The sequence below is a fragment of the Dokdonella koreensis DS-123 genome, from assembly GCF_001632775.1.
GTDB classification, from domain to species: Bacteria; Pseudomonadota; Gammaproteobacteria; order Xanthomonadales; family Rhodanobacteraceae; genus Dokdonella; species Dokdonella koreensis.
In genome coordinates this window covers 4,393,020-4,412,320 of record NZ_CP015249.1, presented here as the reverse complement: position 1 = coordinate 4,412,320, position 19,301 = coordinate 4,393,020, and the positions used below count along the sequence as shown (strand labels likewise).

Here is a 19,301-nt window from a genome sequence, read left to right as displayed (position 1 = left end):
TCAGGTCTCGCACTAGATCCGGACCGTGACCACGGCATCGCGACGGTTCTCGATCAGCACGCGCAACGCCTGGTTGCGCGCCTCCCACAACGGTGCCAGCTCCTCGTCGCCGGCGCCGCGATCGTAGGCGGCCTGCAATGCGGCGTCGATGCGGCGCAGCGATACCGAACCCGGCGGCATCCCGGCGGCGAGCGCCGGTTGCGGGTCGAGGCGGGACCATTCCTGTTCCAACGCCTGCGACTGCTGCAGCCGGCCGGCGAGCGCGTCGGAAGCGACAGGCGCTGGCGTCGGTCGCGGCAGCACCACGAGCGCGGCGGCGAACACGGCCGCGGCGGCCAGCGAGCCGCCGGCGCGCGTCCAGCGGCGGCGGCCCAGCTGCTGTCGGCGGGCGGACTCGATCCGCGACCACAGCGCGGCATCCGGAGTGAACTCCGGCAGGCCGTCGAGCACGGGCGGAAACAGGCGATCGGTGGCGAAGCGCAGGTCAGACATGGGGAATCACCGGGGTACCGACGCCGGCCTGCGAGGGGGCCTCGTCGAGGGTGGCGTGCAGTCGCTGCAGGGCGCGCGACAGCACGGACTTGGAGTAGCTCTCGGTCTGGCCGAACAGCTCGGCCAGCTCGCGATGGGTATAGCCTTCCATCTGGTGCAGCACGATCACCGCGCGCGCGCGCGCCGGCAGGCGCTGCAGCAGCGTCCAGGCGTCGACCATCGCATCGGCCGGCGGATCGGCGGCACCCATGCTGGCGAACAGCGCGTCCGGATCGTCCACGCCCTGCCGCCGGTCCAGCCGCAGCCGGTCGATCGTGGCATTGGCGGCCATGCGCTTGAGCCAGGCACCGAACGGCGCGTCGCCGCGGTAGCTGCCGATCGTGTCCATGAGCTTGAGGAACACGTCCTGGACGATGTCCTCGGCGGCCGCCGGCTCGCCCAGGATGCGCAACGCCAGGTTGTAGCAGGCCTTGCCGTAGACGCCGTAGATGACCTCGAACGCGCGCATGTCGCCGCGACGCGCGCGTTCGAGCGTAAACGGATCCAGCGCCTGTCCGAAGCCCTGACTCACGTGTTGTCGGTTGCCATCGGCCATCACGCAGACGTAGACGTCGGCAGGGGCCGATCCGTCGCAGGCGGCCCGGCCTCGCCCCCCGGCGATTCAGCCGCGGTGCCGATCGTCAGGGACCGTACGCGCCGCTCCGGGCCGTTCCAGGCCAGCGCCGCAACCGTCTCGGCGGCGGCCTCCTGCCGGTGCAGGTGCCAGTGGGCCGGGTCGCCGGCATCGCCGACGATCTGCGCGACCGCGCGCGGCTGGCCGTCGGCGTCGAGCGAGAACCGCAGCCGGTCCAGCCCGAAGTGCAGTCCGCTACCCATCGCCTTGAGCACCGCCTCCTTGCAGGTCCACAACCGCAGGAACGCCAGGTGCTGCCGGTCGCCGTCGAGCCGGGCGAGCGCCGCCGCCTCGTCCGGCGCGAAGAACCGCTCGGCGATCGTCAGGATCGCGCGGCGACGCCCGGCCACCGACTCCAGGTCGACGCCCAGCGGCTGTCCACGCGCGAACGCGATCAGCACGTAGTGGCCGCTGTGGCTGACATTGAACTCGATGCCCCCCGCCTCCGGCGCGTAGGGCTTGCCGTGCGGCCCGCGCGCGATCGCCAGCGGCCGGCCGCCGCCGCTGTAGGCGCTCAACAGCCGTCCCAGGTGCAGGTGCGCCAGCGCCGATACGCCGCGCGGTCCGAGCCCGGCATCGGCGCGCAGCTGCCACAGGTGGATCTCGTCGTCGGCGAGCGGGGGCGGCGCGCTGCGGGCGCCGCCGGCGGAAAGCGGCAGGTCGGACATGCGCCGATGCTTGGCGGCCGGCGCCGGGGTGTCAAGGGGACGCCGCGCCCGGGACGCCGCGCCCGCGGCCGCCTGACCTAGAATGGCCGTTCTGATGCCCCGGGCGTGCGCGCGATGATCGCAGGCTGGATCCTGCTGCTGGTTTCGGTCCTCTACGTGGGCGGCCTGTTCGCGCTGGCCTACTACGGCGACCGGCGGCCGCTCTATCCGCACCGCAGCTGGCTGCGCCCGATCGTCTACAGCCTCGCGCTGGCCGTCTACTGCTCGTCCTGGACGTTCTACGGCGCCGTGGGCACCGCCGCGCGCGACGGCTTGTCGTACCTGCCGATCTACCTGGGGCCGATCCTGCTGTTCGTGTTCGGCTTCGGGCTGTTCCGCCGCCTCGTCGTCGTCGCCAAGGAACGCAACATCACCTCGATCGCCGACTTCATCGGCTCGCGGTTCGGCAAGTCGCACGTGCTCGGCGCACTGGTCACGGTGATCGCGGTGACAGCCGTGGTGCCCTACCTGGCGCTGCAGCTCAAGGCGGTGACGATGAGCTTCGACGTCATGGTCGGCAGCGGCCCGCTCGAGCACACCCCGGTGCTGACCGACACGGCGCTCTATATCGCGCTGCTGCTGGCGGTATTCGCGATCCTGTTCGGCACGCGCGGCATCAACGCGACCGAGCACCATCACGGCATGATGCTGGCGATCGCCGTGGAGTCGCTGGTCAAGCTGCTGGCCTTCGTCGCCGTCGGCATCTACGCGTTGACGGCCACCGACGGCCTGGAGGTGCTGGCCCGGCCGGTCGCGACCGTGGTGGACCAGGGCCTGCCGACCGGCTTCGTCGCGCAGACGGTGCTCGCGTTCGCGGCGATCTTCTGCCTGCCGCGGCAGTTCCAGGTCGGCGTGGTCGAATGCGAGAACACCGCGGACCTGGCGCGCGCGCGCTGGATGTTCCCGTTGTACCTGGCGATCATCACCGTGCTGGTGCTGCCGATCGTCCACGCCGGCGCCGAGGCCGCGCGCGGCCAGGCGGTCTCCGCGGACGCCTACGTGCTCTGGCTGCCGCTGGCGCACGGCGAGCGGCTGCTGGCGGTCTTCGCCTACCTCGGCGGCTTCTCGGCGGCCACCGGCATGGTCATCGTCGCCTCGGTCGCGCTGGCGACGATGGTCAGCAACGACCTGGTGATGCCAGCGCTGCTGCGGATCCGCGCACTGCGCCTGGAGCAGCGTGCGGACCTGTCCAGCATCGTGCTGGCGGTGCGCCGCGTCACGATCATCGCGCTCGGCCTGATGGCGTTCGCCTACTACCGTTCGGCCAGCCACACGCAGAACCTCGCCTCGATCGGCCTGCTCTCGTTCGCGGCGGTGGCGCAGTTCGCACCCGCCCTGATCGGCGGCCTCTACTGGCGCAGCGCCAGCCGCATCGGCGTGATCGCCGGCCTGGTGGCCGGCTTCACGGTCTGGGCGTACACGCTGCTGCTGCCGACGCTGGCCGGCGCCGGCTGGCTGCCGACCGGCTGGGTCGTGGACGGCCCATTCGCGATCGGCTGGCTGCGTCCGCATGCGCTGTTCCAGCTGAGCGGCTGGGACCCGCTCACGCACGGCGCGTTCTGGTCGCTGCTGTTCAACATCGGCTGCCTGGTGTTCGTCTCGCTGCGCTTCCATCCCAGCGTCGACGAACGGCTGCGTGCCGCCGCGTTCCTGGAGCCGGCGGTGGTGCGCCCGCCGCCGGTGGCCGATTGGCGCGGACGCGTGACGGTCGCCGACCTGCGCACGATCGCCGAGCGCATCGTCGGCGAGGACAACACCACGCGCGCATTCGCCGAGTACGCGCACAGCGGCGGCAAGCCGCTGGCGCCCGACGCCTATGCCGACCGCGCCCTGCTGCAGTACACCGAGCGCCTGCTGGCCGGTGCGGTCGGCGCCGCCTCGGCACGCCGCATGCTGACCACGGCCCTGCGCGGCACCGGCCTGGACCTGTCCGAAGCGGTCGCGATGCTCGACGAGGCCTCGCAGGAGCTGCGCTTCAACCGCGAGCTGCTCGCGGTCACGTTCGAGAACATGATGCAGGGCATCAGCGTGGTCGACGCGGACCTGCGCATCGTCGCCTGGAACCGGCGCTACCTGGACTTCTTCGACTACCCGGAAGGTTTCGTCTACGTCGGCCGGCCGGTCGCCGACCTGATCCGCCACAACGCGACCAGCGGCCTGCTGGGCGCCGGTGACAGCGAGGAGCAGGTCTGGCGCCGCCTGGGCCATCTGCGCAGCGCGCGGCCGCACGTGTTCCTGCGCACGCGCGCCGACGGCCGCGTGATCGAGACGCGTGGCGACCCGCTGCCGGGCGGCGGCTACCTCACCACCTTCACCGACGTCACTGCGTACAAGCGCGCCGAGCAGGCGCTGATCGAGGTCAACGAGACGCTCGAGCAGCGCGTGGAGCAGCGCACGCACCAGCTGTCCGAGGCGCTCGCCGCGCAGGAGCAGGCCAAGCGGCAGGCCGAGGCCGCCAACCAGTCCAAGACGCGCTTCCTCGCCGCCGCCAGCCACGACCTGCTGCAGCCGCTCAATGCGGCGCGGCTGTTCACCTCGGCCCTGCGCCACCAGCCGCAGCTCGACACCGAGTCCGAGCGCCTGGCCGAGCGCATCGACACCGCCTTCAAGACCGCCGAGGACCTGCTCGACGCCTTGCTCGAGGCCTCGCGCCTGGACGCCGGCAAGTACCGCGCCGAAATCGGCGTGGTGTCGGTCGACGAGGTGATCGAGCCGCTCAAGCACCAGTTCGGCGTGCAGGCCGGCGCGCGCGGCATCCGCCTGCAGTTCTTCGATTCCCGCGCCTGGGTCCGCACCGACCCGCAGCTGCTGCGCCGCATCCTGCAGAACTTCCTTTCGAACGCGCTGCGCTACACGCGCCAGGGCAGCGTGCTGCTCGGCGTGCGGCGGCACGGCGACCTGCTGCGCATCGAGGTGCGCGACTCCGGCCCCGGCATCACGGCGGACCAGCAGCGCGTCATCTTCAACGAGTTCCACCGCGGCAACCAGGCTTCGCCGTGGGGCGAGAAGGGCCTCGGGCTGGGGCTGGCGATCTGCGATCGCATGGCGCGCCTGCTCGGCCACCGGCTCGGCGTGCGCTCCCGGGTCGGCCACGGCAGCGTCTTCTCGGTGGACCTGCCGCGCGCACCGGCACCGGCCGCACCGCCGCCGCGCGAGGAGAACCGGCCGCAGGCCATCGGCATCGCCAGCGGGCTGCACGTGCTGTGCCTGGACAACGACGCGACGATCCTGGACGGCATGGCCACATTGCTGACGCAATGGGGCATCAGCTGCGACCTGGCGGCCACCACCGCCGAGGCGATGCGGGCCACCGCGGCGCGCCGGCCCGACCTGATCCTGGCCGACTACCACCTCGACGCCGACGAGAACGGTCTGGACGCCCTGACGCGCCTGCGCGCGCTCTGCGACCCGCCGCCGCCCGGGGCGCTGATCACCGCCGACAACAGCGCCGAACTGTCGGCGCAGGCGCGCCAGCTCGGCTACGTGCTGCTGCGCAAGCCGGTCAAGCCGGCCGCCTTGCGGGCGGTGATCGCGCACCTGGGACGGCGCCTGCCGCACCCCGCCGCCACCGCCTGAACCCGTCCGGGGCGCTACAGCGCCAGCACCAGGTCCTCGGCTTCCACGTGATCGAGCCGGATGCGGTTGGCGAACAGCGAGAACGCCAGCATCGCCGCCAGGCCGTTGGCGTGCTGCAGCCACGGCGGCAGCCGTGCCGGTGCCGCGACGAAGCCGGACGTGAAGTACGGCTCCAGCGCCAGCACGTCGTGCAGGCTGAGCTTGCCGGCGAAGAGGTTGCGGCCCAGGTCCAGCCGGCGGTTGCGCAGCGCCCAGCGGAAGAACGTGTGCACCGAGAGCAGACCGTGCAGGTAGACCGTGTCCTTCGTGAACGCCGCGCCGCCGGTGGTGGGGGCGCCGCGGAACACGCGCTGCGCCGAGGAGAAGCTCTCCGGTTCGGTCTGGCCGGCGTCCAGGAAGAACCGGAACACCTCGATGAAATCCGCGCCGCGCAGCGCCATGTCGATCGCGATGATGCGCAGGCTGATCCGCTTCATCCGCACGATGTCCATTGCCCCGGTCATCAGCTCGGCGAACACCGCCAGCCCTTCCTGTGTCGCGGTGATCCGCGGCGAGTTGAGGCCCAGCGACTTGAGGTGCGGCTGGTTGCGCCCGTTGAGCGCCGTCAACGAATGCACGAAAGCCTCGTGCTGCAGCAGCTGGTTGCGGTCCGACTCGCTGAAGCAGGTGGCCGAGTGGAGCCGGATGCGCGTCGCGCCGGCCGCCGCCTTGGCGATCAGGTCCGGATCGACCTCCACCCGGATCGTCGCCGGGCCGAAGAAGGCGTCCAGCTCGCGTTGCAGGTCCGCCTGCAGCGTCTCGGCGGCGATGCCGTCCTCCGCGTCACCCGCGACCAGGTTCGGGTCCAGTTCGTCGGCCAGCGTGACGAAGTGCCGGGCGGCGTCGAGGTTGGTCACCTCGCCCCCCGGGATCCGGTAGCCCGGGCGGCCGTAGAGGCGCACCGAAGGTTCCACGATCGCAGCGCTGCCGGCTGCGTCGAGCAGGTCGGTCGCGACCCGCCAGGAATCGGCGCTGCGCCGGATGTAGTCGCCCACCGGGTGCTGCGCATCGGCCTCCGCGGCGATCGCCGTCAGGGCCTCGCGCGCCGCGCCGTGGTCCGGCCGCGGGTAGTCGACCTGCGGCAGGCGCGCATTGCCGCGTTGCCAGCCGTCGAGGAACGCACGCTGGACAGTCGCCGGCCAGCTCAGCATCGCCAGCACGCGTATGCCCTTGACCGCCGCCACCAGGCGTCGATCAAGGTCGGCATGACGGGCCAGGCTGTCGGTAGAGGCGTCCATCTATCCGGCGCTCCGCGACGACGGTGGTAGCGCGTATGGCCGGTCCCGTGCCGGCCGGTGCGGTGTGCTGCACGGCGTGAGGTTCGCAGGATGCATCGCTTTCCTTCGGTGAACACCCGTCACGACGAAGCATATCGTCGTTCATCGCCGGATCGCGCCGATCCTATCGCACTGCGCCGCCGCGCAGAGCCCGAGGGCGGGCCGGCGACGCACGCGGGAATGGTGCAGCGCGTCGTGCCCGTACGCTGCGCGTTGCGTGGAGCGTAGGCCGGAAGTCCCTTTTCCCCGGCAGGCGACTGCGCTATTGATGCTCGAGGACCGGCACGGCCTCCCGCACCGGTCCGTCGCAACGCTCGCATTCGCTCGAGAGGACTTTCCACGATGAAATCGATTCGCCGTACATTCCCGCGTGTGGCTCCCCTGGCCGCCGCGATCGCCGTCGCCGCCTTTGCCGGATCCATACCGGCGCAGGCCGACGCGCCCACTGCCGCCGACCGCTACCGGCTGCGGATGGACCTGCGTCAGGACCGCACGCAGGGCCGGACGCCCGCGCCCGCGCCGCGCACCGTACCGCACCGGCCGGCGGCCACCTGGGCGGTGACCAGCTGCGCCGACGATGGCTCCGCCGGCACCCTGCGCGCCGCGCTCGAAGCGGCCGGGGAAACCGACACGATCGACCTGACCGCGTTGACCTGCAGCACCATCACGCTGACCGGCGGGCCGCTGGACATCGGCGTGCTCGGCGATCATCAGATCAACGACCTGACGGTCCTCGGCCCCGGCCGCGACGCGCTGACGATCGACGGCAACGGCGACCGCGTCTTCCTGCACGGCGATTTCCAGGTCGGCCTGGGTACGCTGGCGATCAGCGACCTGACCATCCGCAACGGCAACTACACGCACGGGCTCGCCAGCTGCATCGACTCGTCCGGCAACATCACGCTGACCAACGTCACGATCACCGACTGCCACGCCAGCGGCGGCTCGCCGATGACCTTCGGCGGCGCGCTCAGCGTCTCCGGCACGCTGACGATGCAGTCCAGCACGATCAGCGACTCCAGCAGCACCGCCGGCGGCAACGCGGTCGCTTCCGGCGGCGGCGCCTACGTGGCCGGCGATGCGGTGCTGGTCGACAGCACGATCAGCGGCAATAGCATCACCGCCGTCAGCGGCGGCGACGGCTTCTACATCACCGGCGGCGGCGGCCTCTACGTACGCGGCAGCCTGACCCTCACGCGCAGCACGATCAGCGGCAACACCGTGACCGCCAGCGGCACCAATCAGGCCGGCATCGCCGGCGGCGTGTTCCTGCGCGATACCAGCGTGTTCGACAGCAGCACGGTGTCCGGCAACGAGGCCGACGGCGACGGTGGCGGCGTGTTCAAGGCCAAGTTCAGCAACTACGGCGACCCGCCGGGCGGCACGCGCCTGACGATCGCCAACAGCACGGTCTCCGGCAATCGCGGCGCCCGTGGTGCCGGCGTGCTCAGCGAGCGCGAGCTGATCGTGGCCAACAGCACGCTGACCGCCAATGCGGCGAGTGTCGGCGGCGGCGGCCTGGTATTCCGTGCCGACGACATCGCGGCGGTCACCTTCACGTTCGACAGCTCGATCGTTTTCGGCAACACCGCACCCAGCGGCGGCCTTTCCGCCGATCTTGCCGCCACCGAAGGCGGGCTCACCGTCGCCGGCGCGCACAACCTGATCGGTGACGCCGGCACGCTCACGCTGCCAGGCGACACCGTGGGCAGTGATCCGCTGCTGCAGCCGCTCGCCGCCAACGGCGGTCCCACGCAGACCCATGCGCTCGGCGAGGGCAGCCCGGCGATCGACGCCGGTGCCAATCCCAATGCCTATCCCTACGACCAGCGCGGCGAGGGCCATCCACGCGTCGTCGGTGCCGCCTCCGACATCGGCGCGTTCGAGGTTCCGGCCGGCGACCTGATCTTCCGCGACGGTTTCGAGGCCCCGGTCACCAGCGTCACCTACCTCTACGACGACGGCGACGGCGATACCAACCAGGGTCCGCCGTCCACGTTCGATCCGGACATGCTCTGGGGCAACTACTATTTGACCGAAGCCGGTGCCGAGGTCATCACGGAGATCTCCATCGCGTTCGGGCCCACGTTCCCGTCGCTGGCCAACGGGCCGGTCACGTTCTGGCTGCTGGACGATCCCGACGCCGACCTCGACCCGCGCAACGCCACCGCGCTGACCTCGGTGCAGGCCACGCCTGACGTGTTCAACGACAACTTCTTCACGGTCAAGATCCCGCCGACGCGCGTCAGCGGCGCATTCTTCGTCGGCGCCAGCGCCAAGCTGGACGGCGGCCAGGACAAGCCCGCCCGCGTCGACCGGGATGCCTCCGGCGACAAGTCCTGGTTCTTCTACGCGCCGGAGATCGCCGACGTGATCGACGACCTCGCCTCCGCGCCGTTCGGCACGCGCAACGACAACACGCAGTTCGTCGTGCTGCCGGGCGCGTTCATGGTCCGCGCCAAGGGCATTCCGGCCGAGTAGGACGGCATCGCAGGCCGGGTCGAGGCGACCCGGCCCGGCTAAGAACAGCAGCAATGGTGTCTTGGGGCTTTATGTCTATCAGCCGGATGGCAACCTGTTGCTCGACTACGAACAGACGCCGCTCGAGGATTGGCGCTGGATCATTCGTTTGTATGGAGAGCCGATCGCGCTGGTACGCAAGAGGGACTACTACGCGATCCACACCGATCACCTAGGCCGCCCAGAAGCAGTGACGAATGCCGGCCGCAACACGGTTTGGAGAGCGGCGAATTATGCCTTCGATCGCGTAGTGACGCAGGACTCGATAGGCGGACTTAACCTGGGCTTCCCGGGTCAAATGTACGACAGCGAGACCGGCCTTTGGCACAACGGATTCAGAGACTATGACTCGAATACTGGGCGTTATATTCAGTCTGATCCGATCGGGCTTGCCGGAGGGTTGAATACGTATGCCTACGCTCGGAACAGCCCTTCAAATGTGATTGATCCCTCAGGGTTGGAGTCAGTTGGGCCGTGGACTTTTCCTCCAGGAGAAATGCGAGACAATTATGGGCAGCCCGTCGCTCGTGGACCTGATTTTGCCCAAGTGTCGATAAATTATTATGTTTTTAGTTTAAGTCGTAGTTTTAGTCGCAGTGGAGCGAGTTTTTTTGCGGGCGGCATATCCAAAAATTGGGGTAATCCACTTAGATTCTCTATGAGTGTATCCATGGGGTGGCTGAATCAATGCAAGACGCCCACAGGTCAGCAGGTGGATAACTATTTGAGCGGGTTCAGTCAGGGATTTGCCGGAGGATACTACGGGGTCGGCGGTGGTATGGGGTGGTCCCCGACCACGGGGGAAACGGCAACGATCCTAGGGGTGGGTGTTGGTTACTCTGTCACGCCTGGTGAGCAATCCATAAGAGACTACGAATGGGGGGGCGGATGGTGAGGTTTCTTGATCCGACAAGCGTAGTATTCAAGTTGCTGGCCGGGGGGGCAGTGATTATCGGGGCACTTACCATGCTTCTCTTTTCGGTTGCGTCCTACAGAGATAAACCGACTCTCGAATATATGAGAGAGGAGTTCTTCGCTCTCTTCGATTACCCAGAAATTGACAGTTCATTTGAGCCTGAGGTCCAAAACAGGGTCTCCACCATTAGTGTTCACAATTCATTCCTTACGGAAGAAAATTTCGACTCCGTATTTGATTTCTATAAACAAAGAGCGACAAGCCAAAAATGGCATGTTTTGAAACCTCCTGTCTGGCGTAATGGGTGGCTCAACTGGACAATATGCTCCAAAGGCTTGGAGGCTTCATTTGCGTTGAGAGAAAATTCGCAGGTACGGAAGCGGGAACTGGAGCTTTACCTGAGGTGGAGAGGTAAGGATTGGACGCTGCCGAAGATATGTCGAGAGTTCCCTTCTGTTGAATTCAAAAACTAATGAGGCCACTGGGGATTCGGGCCTTGAATAAAGATGAGTATTTAAACAGATTCGGTTTTCCGAAAGAATGGATTGAAATGTTTCCCGACGCGCTTTGGGAAATACATAAGAACGGGTACAAGAGAGAGCACGAAGAGTCGCCGGAGCATGATAGAAACGGGGCGTTTCATTGGTGGTTAAGGCACTCGCCAAGCAAGGAAGATTTAAGGAAGCTCGCGGAGCTGAGTTTTCTTGATCCTGATCAGATTATGGCAGCGGATGTTAGGCGATATATCAGGGAGTCGCCCAATTGCGATGCCGAACTTGTTCGCATGTTGGATAGTCGCGAGGTATCCATGGGAGGCGCTGGCTAAGCATGTGGAGAGTTCAAGAGAAAGGCGGCGTGGTTTTTGCTATTTGGTAGCAGACTATGGATATTATTTATGTTGTGGTGGCGGTCGCGGTTTTTATTATTTGCTTGGTGGTGCAAAAAAGAGGAGCAATTGCAAGATTGTGGTTCTGCATGGCAATTTCTTTTCTTGGACTGTATGAGTTATTTTCGTTGGGCTGTATTCGAGAATACTCGTGGGTGGAGAGGTTAAGAAAGGGACGTATTCAGAGGAATATCGTCGGGGTATTTCGTCGTTTTCGTCCGCAATTAAAAAAGAAAGGGTTGTGCTTGGATCCATAATCGTGTCGTTCTTCGTTCTCGCAATTACGCCGCAATCAAGGCGGGGAGCTGTGGGCGAGAAAGATGAGAAAAGCTAGGGATCCAATTCCACCGAAATGAACTGCTGTTGCGACGAGCTAGTTAGTATCTGGGCTTGGTCGAAGATCGCGCGAGGCACTCGTGCGTAGAGTAAAGTTAATGCTTGTCACCGCGTTCATAGTCGCGGCATATGTATCGACCCTGACCTTCACGTATATGTGGGCTGCTGATAAATATAGAGAAATTGGAGCTAATAGCGGCCTCATAGCGGGAGAGCATCTGGTGCTCAGCAGAGCGAGATCCGGATTCGGCAGGCTCCCTTCGTGTCCAAAAGATCGCCACGATGGTGTCATCGTGATCGATTCGAAAGCCGAGAAGGTGGTGCTGTTCAGATCAGGTGAAGACATTCTCGTTTGTGAGAAGCCATAGCGGCTGGCCTTGGATGGCCTCTTCTTTCTGATGCTGTTGCTGTCCTTCGCCCCGCAACCGCCGATGGGCCTGCTGGTGCGCACCAGCACGCACACGGAGTTCCATGCCGGAGGGCCTGGTCGTACGCGCGTCGTCGCGATCGACGGTCCGTACAGTGAGGTGATGGGCGGCCACGCCGAGACGGGCCGGCACCAGTCGTTCGAGAAGCTGACCCGATCCCTGGACGGCTGAGCGTCCGCGACGGGCAGGGATGCCTGTACTCTCGGCGTCCTGCGTTCGGGGCGCTCGCCGGCCTCGCGCCAAGGTCCGTTCGAGGGCCTCTTGCTATGCTCCCCGGCGATGAACGATGAGTCCTTCCGTTTCGGCGCATACCGCCTCGACACGGCCAAGCGCGAGCTGGAGCACGAGGGACAGCTGCTGGCGTTGACGCCGCAGGTGTTCGATTGCCTGGCCTACCTGGTCCGGCACCGCGAGCGCGCGGTGGGCCGCGACGAGCTGATCGCGGCGGTGTGGGGACGGGCCGAGGTCACCGATACGCTGCTGGCGCAGACGGTCATGCACGCGCGGCGCGCGGTGGGCGACAGCGGCGGCGAGCAGGGCATGATCCGCACGATCCCGCGCTTCGGCTATCGCTGGATCACGGCGGTACAGACCGGCGCTGAATCGCCGGCCGAGGCGGAGTCGGCGGAAACACCGGTGTTGGCGCCGCCGCCGGTCGAAACGGCGCCGCCGCCTGATCTGCCGGCGCCGATCCCGATGGCGCGGCCGGCGCGCCGCTGGCAGGGCGCACTGCTCGGCCTGGCGATCGTGACGGTGGCGGTGTTGGCGCTGGCGTGGTTCACCCGGCAGGCGCCGGCACCTGCGGTGCCGGTTTCGCCGGCGATCGCGACGTCGGACGCGCGGCCGGTGCTCGTGTTGCCGGTGGCGGTACCGCGGCTGGCGGAGACGGCCTGGGTGCCGCTGGGCCTGATGGATGCCGTCGCCGACCGCGTTCGCGCCGGCGGCTGGCCGGTGGTGCCCAGTGCGACGGCGGTGGCCCTGGTGCGAGAAGAAGCCTTGCGCGCCGATATCCCGCGGCTGGCGCGCGAGGCGGGCGCCGGAATCGTCGTCGAGCCGGCGGCGGAGCGCAGCGCCGGCCGCTGGCAGGTGCGGTTCACGCTGCACGGTGCGGCGGACCTGCCGGCGTCGGTGGTGGCGGACGCGCCGGAGCTGCTCGACGCGGCGCGCCTGGCCAGCGACCGCCTGCTGGCCTTGCTCAAGCGCGAGCCGTTGCCCGACCAGGTGGAGGCCGATCCGGACCGGGTGCTGGCCGAATGGGTGCAGCGGATCGAGTCGGAGTTCCTGGCCGACCGGCTGGACGCGGCGGCGGTGCTGCTCGACACCGCGCCGCCGGCCGTGCGCGACCGCCCGGAGCTGAAGTTCCAGGCGATCCAGCTGGACTACCGGGCTGGCCGGCTGGACCAGGCCGGGCAGGGCTTTCGCGCGCTGTTGCAGGAACTGACGCCGGAGGCGCAGCCGCTGCTGCGCGCTCGCAGCCTGATCGGGCTGGGTTCGATCGCGCGGACGCGTGCGCGCTTCGACGAGGCCGAGCCGCTCTACCGCGAGGCGATCGCCTTGTTGGAGCCGCTGAACCAGCCGGGCCACCTGGGCACGGCCTGGGCCTATCTCGGCGTCAGCCTGGGCAGCCTGCACCGGTTCGACGACAGCACGGCGGCGCTGGGCCGGGCGCGGGCGATCCTGGAAGGCACCGGCGATGCGTTCGGTGTGGCGGTGGTGGACGCCGGCTTCGCCACGATGGCGGCGGACCGCCGGCGCCTGGCGGAGGCGGCGCCGCGCCTGGCGCGCGCGATCGCGCGCTTCGAGCGGCTGGGTGCGCAGGCGGAAGCCAACGGCCTGGGCATCGCCCTGGCGCAGATGCACCGCGAACTGCTCGACCATGTGGCGGCCCTGGCCGTTTCGCGCGCGGTCTGGCTGCAGGTGCGCGACCAGCCGTCCCAGCGCCTGTATCCGATGGCGGCGGCGGTGCACGCGCTGGCCTTGATCGACGACGGCCAGCTCGACGAGGCCGGCCGCGTGCTCGACGGCATCGAGCAGCAGGAGGGCCGCCATGACGAGGCCTACCAATGGCGCCAGGTGCGCTATGCGCGGGGACGGTTGCTGTTGGAGCTGCGCCGGCCGGCCGAGGCGACACCGATACTGGCGGCGCTGCTCGGCGATGCGGCGGCGATACCCGGCGACGCCGGCGCGGTCTGGCGCAGCTACCTGACGAGCCTGCGGGCGCAAGGGGATGATGCGACCGCGCGCCAGCAGCTGCCGCGGATCACGCAGTGGGCGGCGCAGGTCGACGAGGAGGCGCGCCTGCATGCCGACCTGATCCAGGCCGAGCAGCACTGGGCCGACCACGACCCGGAGCAGGCCTACCGGTTCTACGAGGCGGCGCTGCAGGCGGCCGATCGCATCGGCGTGCCGCTGGAGATCGCGCGGGTGGCCGGCTCGTACGGCAACGCCCTGATCAGCGATGGCTGGCTCGAACGGGCCGCCACGGTGATCGGCCGCGTGGCGGCGTGGTCCGACCGCGACTTCGACTGCGCGCTGCTGGAGGCGCGGCTGCACCAGTCGCTCGGCCAGGCCGGACCGTGGCGTACCGCGCTGGAACGCGCGCGCGGCCTGGCGGGCCAGCGTCCGGTCCCCGAGGCGTTGATCAGCGAGCCGCTGAAGAATGCCCTGTCGAACCGCGGGTAGCGGCCGACCGGCATGAGGCGCTGGAACGCGGCGTGGCGCCGGCAGCGCGGTGGCCCGCCCCCGTGGTACGGCCATCGCCTCGGCGTTGCGGGGCCATGAAGCACCCCTGAAGCGCTCTTGAATCCATCCCGAATGCGCCGGCCGGCGGCCTTGGGCCAGACTCGCCGTGTACTTCACTGCCGTGGGACGGTCCGATGCCTGGCTTTGCGCGTTTGTCGCTGCTTCTCTTGTTCCTGCCCGCCGCCACATGGGCGGGCGTTCCGTTGCAGGCACGCAACGACAGCGGCCAGGGACAGTGCTACGACGCGGCCGGTCAGGTCCAGTCCTGCCGGCTGCCCGGCTACCGCGGCGAGGACGGCCACCACGGGCGCGACGCGGCGGCCGCGGCCGGCCAGCTGGTCAAGGTCGGCGGCGGCGATGCCGGCTTCGACTACACCAAGATCGCCAACAACGGCAGCGCGCTGCCGGCCAGCGCCACGCTCGGCACGCCGCCGACCAGCTGGGCCTGCACGCGCGACAACCACACCGGCCTGCTGTGGGAGATCAAGGTCGCCAATGCCGCCAGCCCGCGGCACTTCGAATGGGGTTTCCACTGGTACCAGCCCGACCCGGAGCACGACGGCGGCAACGCCGGCGAGGAGGGGGGTGTCGAGCTCGGTTGCGGCTTCACGCTGACCTGCAACACGCAGGCCTACGTCGACTACGTCAACGCCCAGGCGCTGTGCGGCCGCACCGACTGGCGGCTGCCGAGCCTGGACGAGCTGCACGACCTGGTCGATTTCGGCCGGTCGATGGACGAGGGCGGCGCGCTGGATCCGGTCTACTTCGCCGACGGCGGTCCGTTTCGTGGCTACAACGGCGGCTGGACCGCCGATACGGCCCATGAGCCGAGTCCCGAGTTCGCCTACGGCCTGACGTTCGCCGACGGTCACGTCGAAAGCCATCCCAAGGGCGGGCTGCTGGCGATCCGCGTGGTCAGCGGGGCGCTGGTCGAAAGCCAGGGCGAGCCGCCGGTCTGCGGCGGCATGGAGAACCCGCAGATCCGGCCCGGCACCGCCGGCGCCTACGAGATCGACGGCCCGACCGTGCTCGACCGCCGCACCGGCCTGGTCTGGGACCGCTGCTCGCTCGGCCAGGAACTCGTCGACGGCGGCGAGAAGTCGCGTTGCGAGGGCGAGCCCTGGACCGGCAGCTGGCAGGCGGCGTTCCTGGAGGCGCGCGCGCGCAATGCAGCCGGGCACCTCGGCTTCCGCGACTGGCGCGTGCCCAACCTCAAGGAACTGGAAAGCCTGCGCGAACGTCGCTGCGCGATGCCGATCCTCGACGCGCGCGTGTTTCCGAACCCCGACGTCGAGATGCACTGGAGCTCGACGTCGCTCCAGCATGCGACCGAAAACGCCTATGTGATGAACTTCGAGTTCGGGCACCAGCTCGGCGTGCCCAAGGACCTGGACTTCGGGCGCGTGCGCCTGGTGCGCGGCGGCGGTCCGCTCGCCGACTACCAGGGGCCGGTGGCCTACGAGGTGGCCGGTACCGTGGCGGGCATGCTCGGCACCGGCCTGCGGCTGCGACTGGACACCGGCGCCGGCGGCAGCGAAACGCTGACGGTGGCGGCCGACGGCCGCTTCGCGTTCGTGCTCGGCGTCGCCACCGGTGACAGCTATACGGTGACGGTCGCCCAGCCGCCGGTGCCGGAGCAGGCCTGCCAGGTCGCCAACGGCGGCGGCACGATCGGTGCGACCGACATCGGCAGCGTGCAGGTCACCTGCACCATGCCGGCGCCGCCGATGATCCGCGTCGAGCCGCCGAACCTGGATTTCCATGTCCAGCAGACCGGCACGCAGACTCAGAACCTGGCCATCGCCAACGACGGCGGCGGCATCCTGGCCTGGTCGATCGACACCGCGCACGAAGCGCTGCCGTCGGCCGGGCGCGGTGCGCCGGCGGACTGCCAGGCCGGATCGGGCCTGATCGTCCACGACGACGGCAGCGCGGAATCGGCCTACGGCGGCAACGCCGCCTGGCCCGGCGGCGTGATGATCGTCGACAAGTTCACGCCGGCCAGCTACCCGGCCTCGATCGGCTCGGCTTGCTTCTCGTTCGGCGGCAGCGGCGGCGTCTCGACGTTCGCGTTCGAGATCGTCGTCTTCGACGACAACGGCCCGGGCGGCACGCCCGGCACCGAGCTGGGCGCGCTGGCGGTCACCGCCAGCGGCATCCCGCCGTACCCGGTGGCGACGCCGGTCTGGCACGCCTACGACCTGTCCGCGCTGTACACGACGGTCGAGACCGGCAGCGTCTACGTGGGCCTGCGCTGGCAGCCGACCAATCCGCAGAACGTCTTCGTGCTGTCCGACGAATCGGCCGATCGTCCGGTCGGCCATGCCGGCGGCTACTACTGGAACTACTCGGGCGGCGGCGCGTGGCAGCCGGTGCAGACGCCGTTCGCGCAGTACCGGTCGATGCTGATCCGCGCGGTCGAGGCCGGCCCGCAGTCGCCGCCGACCGGTTGCGACGCGCCGGCAGCGCTGCCGTGGCTGACGATCACGCCGGGTAGCGGCAACGTCAATGCCGGTACCGAGGCTGCCGTGGCGATCGGCATCAACTCGGCCGGCCTGGAGCCGGGCGACTACCACGCGTTGCTGTGCGTGCGCAGCAACGATGGCGGCGGCAATACGCCGGTCCCGGTCTCGGTGCACCTGCACGTCGAGCCGGGCCAGGGCCAGCTTCTGGTCGATCCGTTGGCGCTCGCCTTCGGCCCGGTCGGGCTCGGCACCAGCGGCACCGCCACTACACAAGTCCGCAACACGGGTACCGGCACGGTCGAGGCGATCGAGGTCGGTGCGGTCGAGGCGCCGTTCGCGCGCAATGGCGGCACCTGCCCGGCCGGTCCGTTCAACCTGTCGCCGGGGACCAGCTGCACGCTCGGCTTTGCATTCACGCCGACGCTGTTGGGACCGGCGGCGACCACGGTGCCGGTGTCCAGCAACGCCGGCAGCTTCGAGATCGCGCTGGCAGGCACCGGCGCGGCCGGCGCGCCGAGCGTGCTGGCGGCGCTCGGCGGCGGCGGCCAGACGGCCGCCATCGGCCGGCCGTTCGCCCTGCCGCTGGCGGTCCAGGTGCGCGACGTCTGGAACAACCCGGTCGCGGGCGCCGCCGTCCACTTCACCGCACCGGCAAGCGGTGCCGGCGCGGTGCTGTCGGCGCCGACGGCGACCACCGACGGCAACGGCTACGCGGCCGTCACCGCGACCGCCAATGCGACGACGGGCAGCTATGCGGTCCAGGCCAGCGTCGCCGGCATCGCCGCGCCGGTCGCCTTCGCGCTGACCAACAGCATCGGCAGCAGCGACGTCGCCGTGCACCTGGTGGCGGGCCGCGAGCACGTGCGCCCGGGCCAGCTGCTCGACTACGTGGTCACCGTCCACAACCAGGGAGCCGACCCGGCGTCCTCGGTCGTCATCGGCAGCGAGCTGGCCGCTCCGCTCGACGCGGCATCGACACGCTGGATCTGCCTGGGCCCGGTGTCCAGCGGCTGCACCGCCTCGGGCCAGGGGGCCCTGGCCGACAGCGCGCTCAGCCTGCCGCCGGGTGCCGGCGTCAGCTACCTGCTGACCAGTCCGGTGCGCCAGGATGTGGCCGAACAGGCCCTCGTCACCGCGGTGCTGGCGCAGGCGGCCAACGACGGCAATCCGGCCAACGACCAGGCCAGCGCCACCACCACGATGGTGCTGTTCCGCGACGGCTACGAGCGCTACGGCGACGGCGCGGCCGCCGATGCGGAGCGGCTCACTGCCTGGCCGGCCGCGGAGGCGGTGGTGTTCGACCTCGCCGACGAGCCCGCTGCGGCAACGGCGCGGACCGTGGCCACCGTCTTCGCCGGTGACCGGCCGGTCGCGCGCATCGAGCGGTTCATCGTCGGAGCGGCGGACCTGGTGCGGCTGGTGACGATCCAGGCCGATCGCGAACAGGCCGGCGACTGGCTGCCGGCGGCGGCACCGGTCATGCTGGCGCTCGAACGGGACGAGGCAGCCGGATCGGTCCTGCGTCTCTGGGCCGCGCAACGCTCGGCCAGCGTGTCGCTGGACACGGTTCCCGCCGACGCGGCGCTGCGCCACGCACCGACGGTCGGCCTGTCGTTCCTGCCGTTCGCGGCCGATCCCTGAGGCATCCGCACCGCGCGCCGGCAGGGCCGGAGCGCGGTGCGCGAGGGGGAACGCGGCGGCGGTATCAGCGCAGCGAGTGCAGCCCGATCAGGTTGCCCTCGCTGTCGTGCGCCAGCACGATGAAGCCGTACTCGCCGATCGAGAGCTTGTCGCGCGCGATGCGTCCGCCGGCCGCGGCGACACGGCTGGCTTCGACGGCGCAATCCTCGCAACTGAAGTAGACCAGGGTGCTGTTGCCGCCCGAGGGAACACCGGGCATGCGAACCAGGGCGCCGCCGGCGCCGTAGCGGTCCATGTCCATCGGGAACGCCCACATCTCGATCTCGGGACTGTTGAGCCGCTCGAACGTCACGGCGAAGACGGCCTCGTAGAACGCCTTGGCGCGGGCCATGTCCTGCACATAGATCTCGAACCAACCGACGGGATTGCTGGACATCGGACGTCTCCTTGCGGCCAGGTCAGGGGAAGCGGCCGACCCGGTCGAAGGCCCGGGGCGGTCCGCCGCGCTAGGGTACGCCCGGCCGTGCGGAGCGGATATGACGATGCCGTGAGGCCCGGAAGGCGCGGCCGCGCTTTTCCCGCCCCGGCGCGGACGCTACCCTG

11 protein-coding genes are annotated in these 19,301 nt (G+C 69.1%); 6 read left to right on the top strand and 5 right to left on the bottom strand.

Annotated elements, in window-relative coordinates:
* Positions 1–12: 12 nt before the first annotated feature.
* Genes I596_RS17815 through I596_RS17805 form a run of 3 tightly spaced genes read right to left on the bottom strand, consistent with a single transcriptional unit; the run spans position 13 to position 1,833 of the window.
* Positions 13–492 carry a hypothetical protein gene (locus tag I596_RS17815; protein WP_067651117.1) on the bottom strand — a complete coding sequence of 160 codons (480 nt, stop codon included), beginning with the start codon at positions 490–492 and terminating at the stop codon, positions 13–15.
* Positions 485–1,063 carry an RNA polymerase sigma factor gene (locus tag I596_RS17810; RefSeq protein ID WP_190278946.1) on the bottom strand — a complete coding sequence of 193 codons (579 nt, stop codon included), beginning with the start codon at positions 1,061–1,063 and terminating at the stop codon, positions 485–487. Before I596_RS17810 ends, I596_RS17815 begins: the two co-directional genes overlap by 8 nt.
* A gap of 23 nt (positions 1,064–1,086) precedes the next feature.
* Complete coding sequence (locus I596_RS17805) at positions 1,087–1,833, bottom strand: 4'-phosphopantetheinyl transferase family protein (protein WP_067651112.1); 747 nt, start codon at positions 1,831–1,833, stop codon at positions 1,087–1,089.
* A gap of 114 nt (positions 1,834–1,947) precedes the next feature.
* Here I596_RS17805 and I596_RS17800 point away from each other — a divergent pair, with 114 nt between their 5' ends.
* Positions 1,948–5,448 (top strand): hybrid sensor histidine kinase/response regulator, encoded by a 3,501-nt coding sequence (locus I596_RS17800; protein ID WP_067651109.1) that lies wholly within the window; start codon positions 1,948–1,950, stop codon positions 5,446–5,448.
* A gap of 14 nt (positions 5,449–5,462) precedes the next feature.
* Here the strand turns inward: I596_RS17800 and I596_RS17795 are convergent, their stop codons facing one another.
* Entirely contained in the window at positions 5,463–6,725 is a 1,263-nt protein-coding gene (locus I596_RS17795) for a peptidase MATCAP family protein (RefSeq protein WP_067651106.1), read from the bottom strand.
* A 381-nt stretch (positions 6,726–7,106) separates the two neighbouring features.
* On the opposite strand from I596_RS17795, the gene I596_RS18870 reads away from it, so the two are divergent.
* The 5 genes from I596_RS18870 (at position 7,107) to I596_RS17775 (ending at position 18,698) form a co-directional block, all read left to right on the top strand.
* Positions 7,107–9,245: a right-handed parallel beta-helix repeat-containing protein gene (locus I596_RS18870; RefSeq protein ID WP_190278945.1), complete on the top strand. Its 2,139-nt coding sequence runs from the start codon at positions 7,107–7,109 to the stop codon at positions 9,243–9,245.
* Between the two features lie 61 nt (positions 9,246–9,306).
* On the top strand, positions 9,307–10,179 hold the full coding sequence (locus I596_RS18305) for an RHS repeat-associated core domain-containing protein (RefSeq protein ID WP_083965711.1): 873 nt from the start codon (positions 9,307–9,309) through the stop codon (positions 10,177–10,179).
* Between the two features lie 1,641 nt (positions 10,180–11,820).
* Positions 11,821–12,021, top strand: a complete 201-nt coding sequence (locus tag I596_RS17785; protein ID WP_150132251.1) for a hypothetical protein — start codon at positions 11,821–11,823, stop codon at positions 12,019–12,021.
* A 108-nt stretch (positions 12,022–12,129) separates the two neighbouring features.
* The gene (locus tag I596_RS17780) at positions 12,130–14,532 is read left to right on the top strand and encodes a winged helix-turn-helix domain-containing protein (RefSeq protein WP_067651097.1); all 2,403 of its coding nucleotides are present in this window, start codon (positions 12,130–12,132) and stop codon (positions 14,530–14,532) included.
* Between the two features lie 212 nt (positions 14,533–14,744).
* Positions 14,745–18,698 (top strand): Lcl domain-containing protein, encoded by a 3,954-nt coding sequence (locus I596_RS17775; RefSeq protein ID WP_150132250.1) that lies wholly within the window; start codon positions 14,745–14,747, stop codon positions 18,696–18,698.
* Positions 18,699–18,762: 64 nt separating this feature from the next.
* Here the strand turns inward: I596_RS17775 and I596_RS17770 are convergent, their stop codons facing one another.
* Entirely contained in the window at positions 18,763–19,134 is a 372-nt protein-coding gene (locus tag I596_RS17770) for a VOC family protein (protein WP_067651091.1), read from the bottom strand.
* Positions 19,135–19,301: the final 167 nt, after the last annotated feature.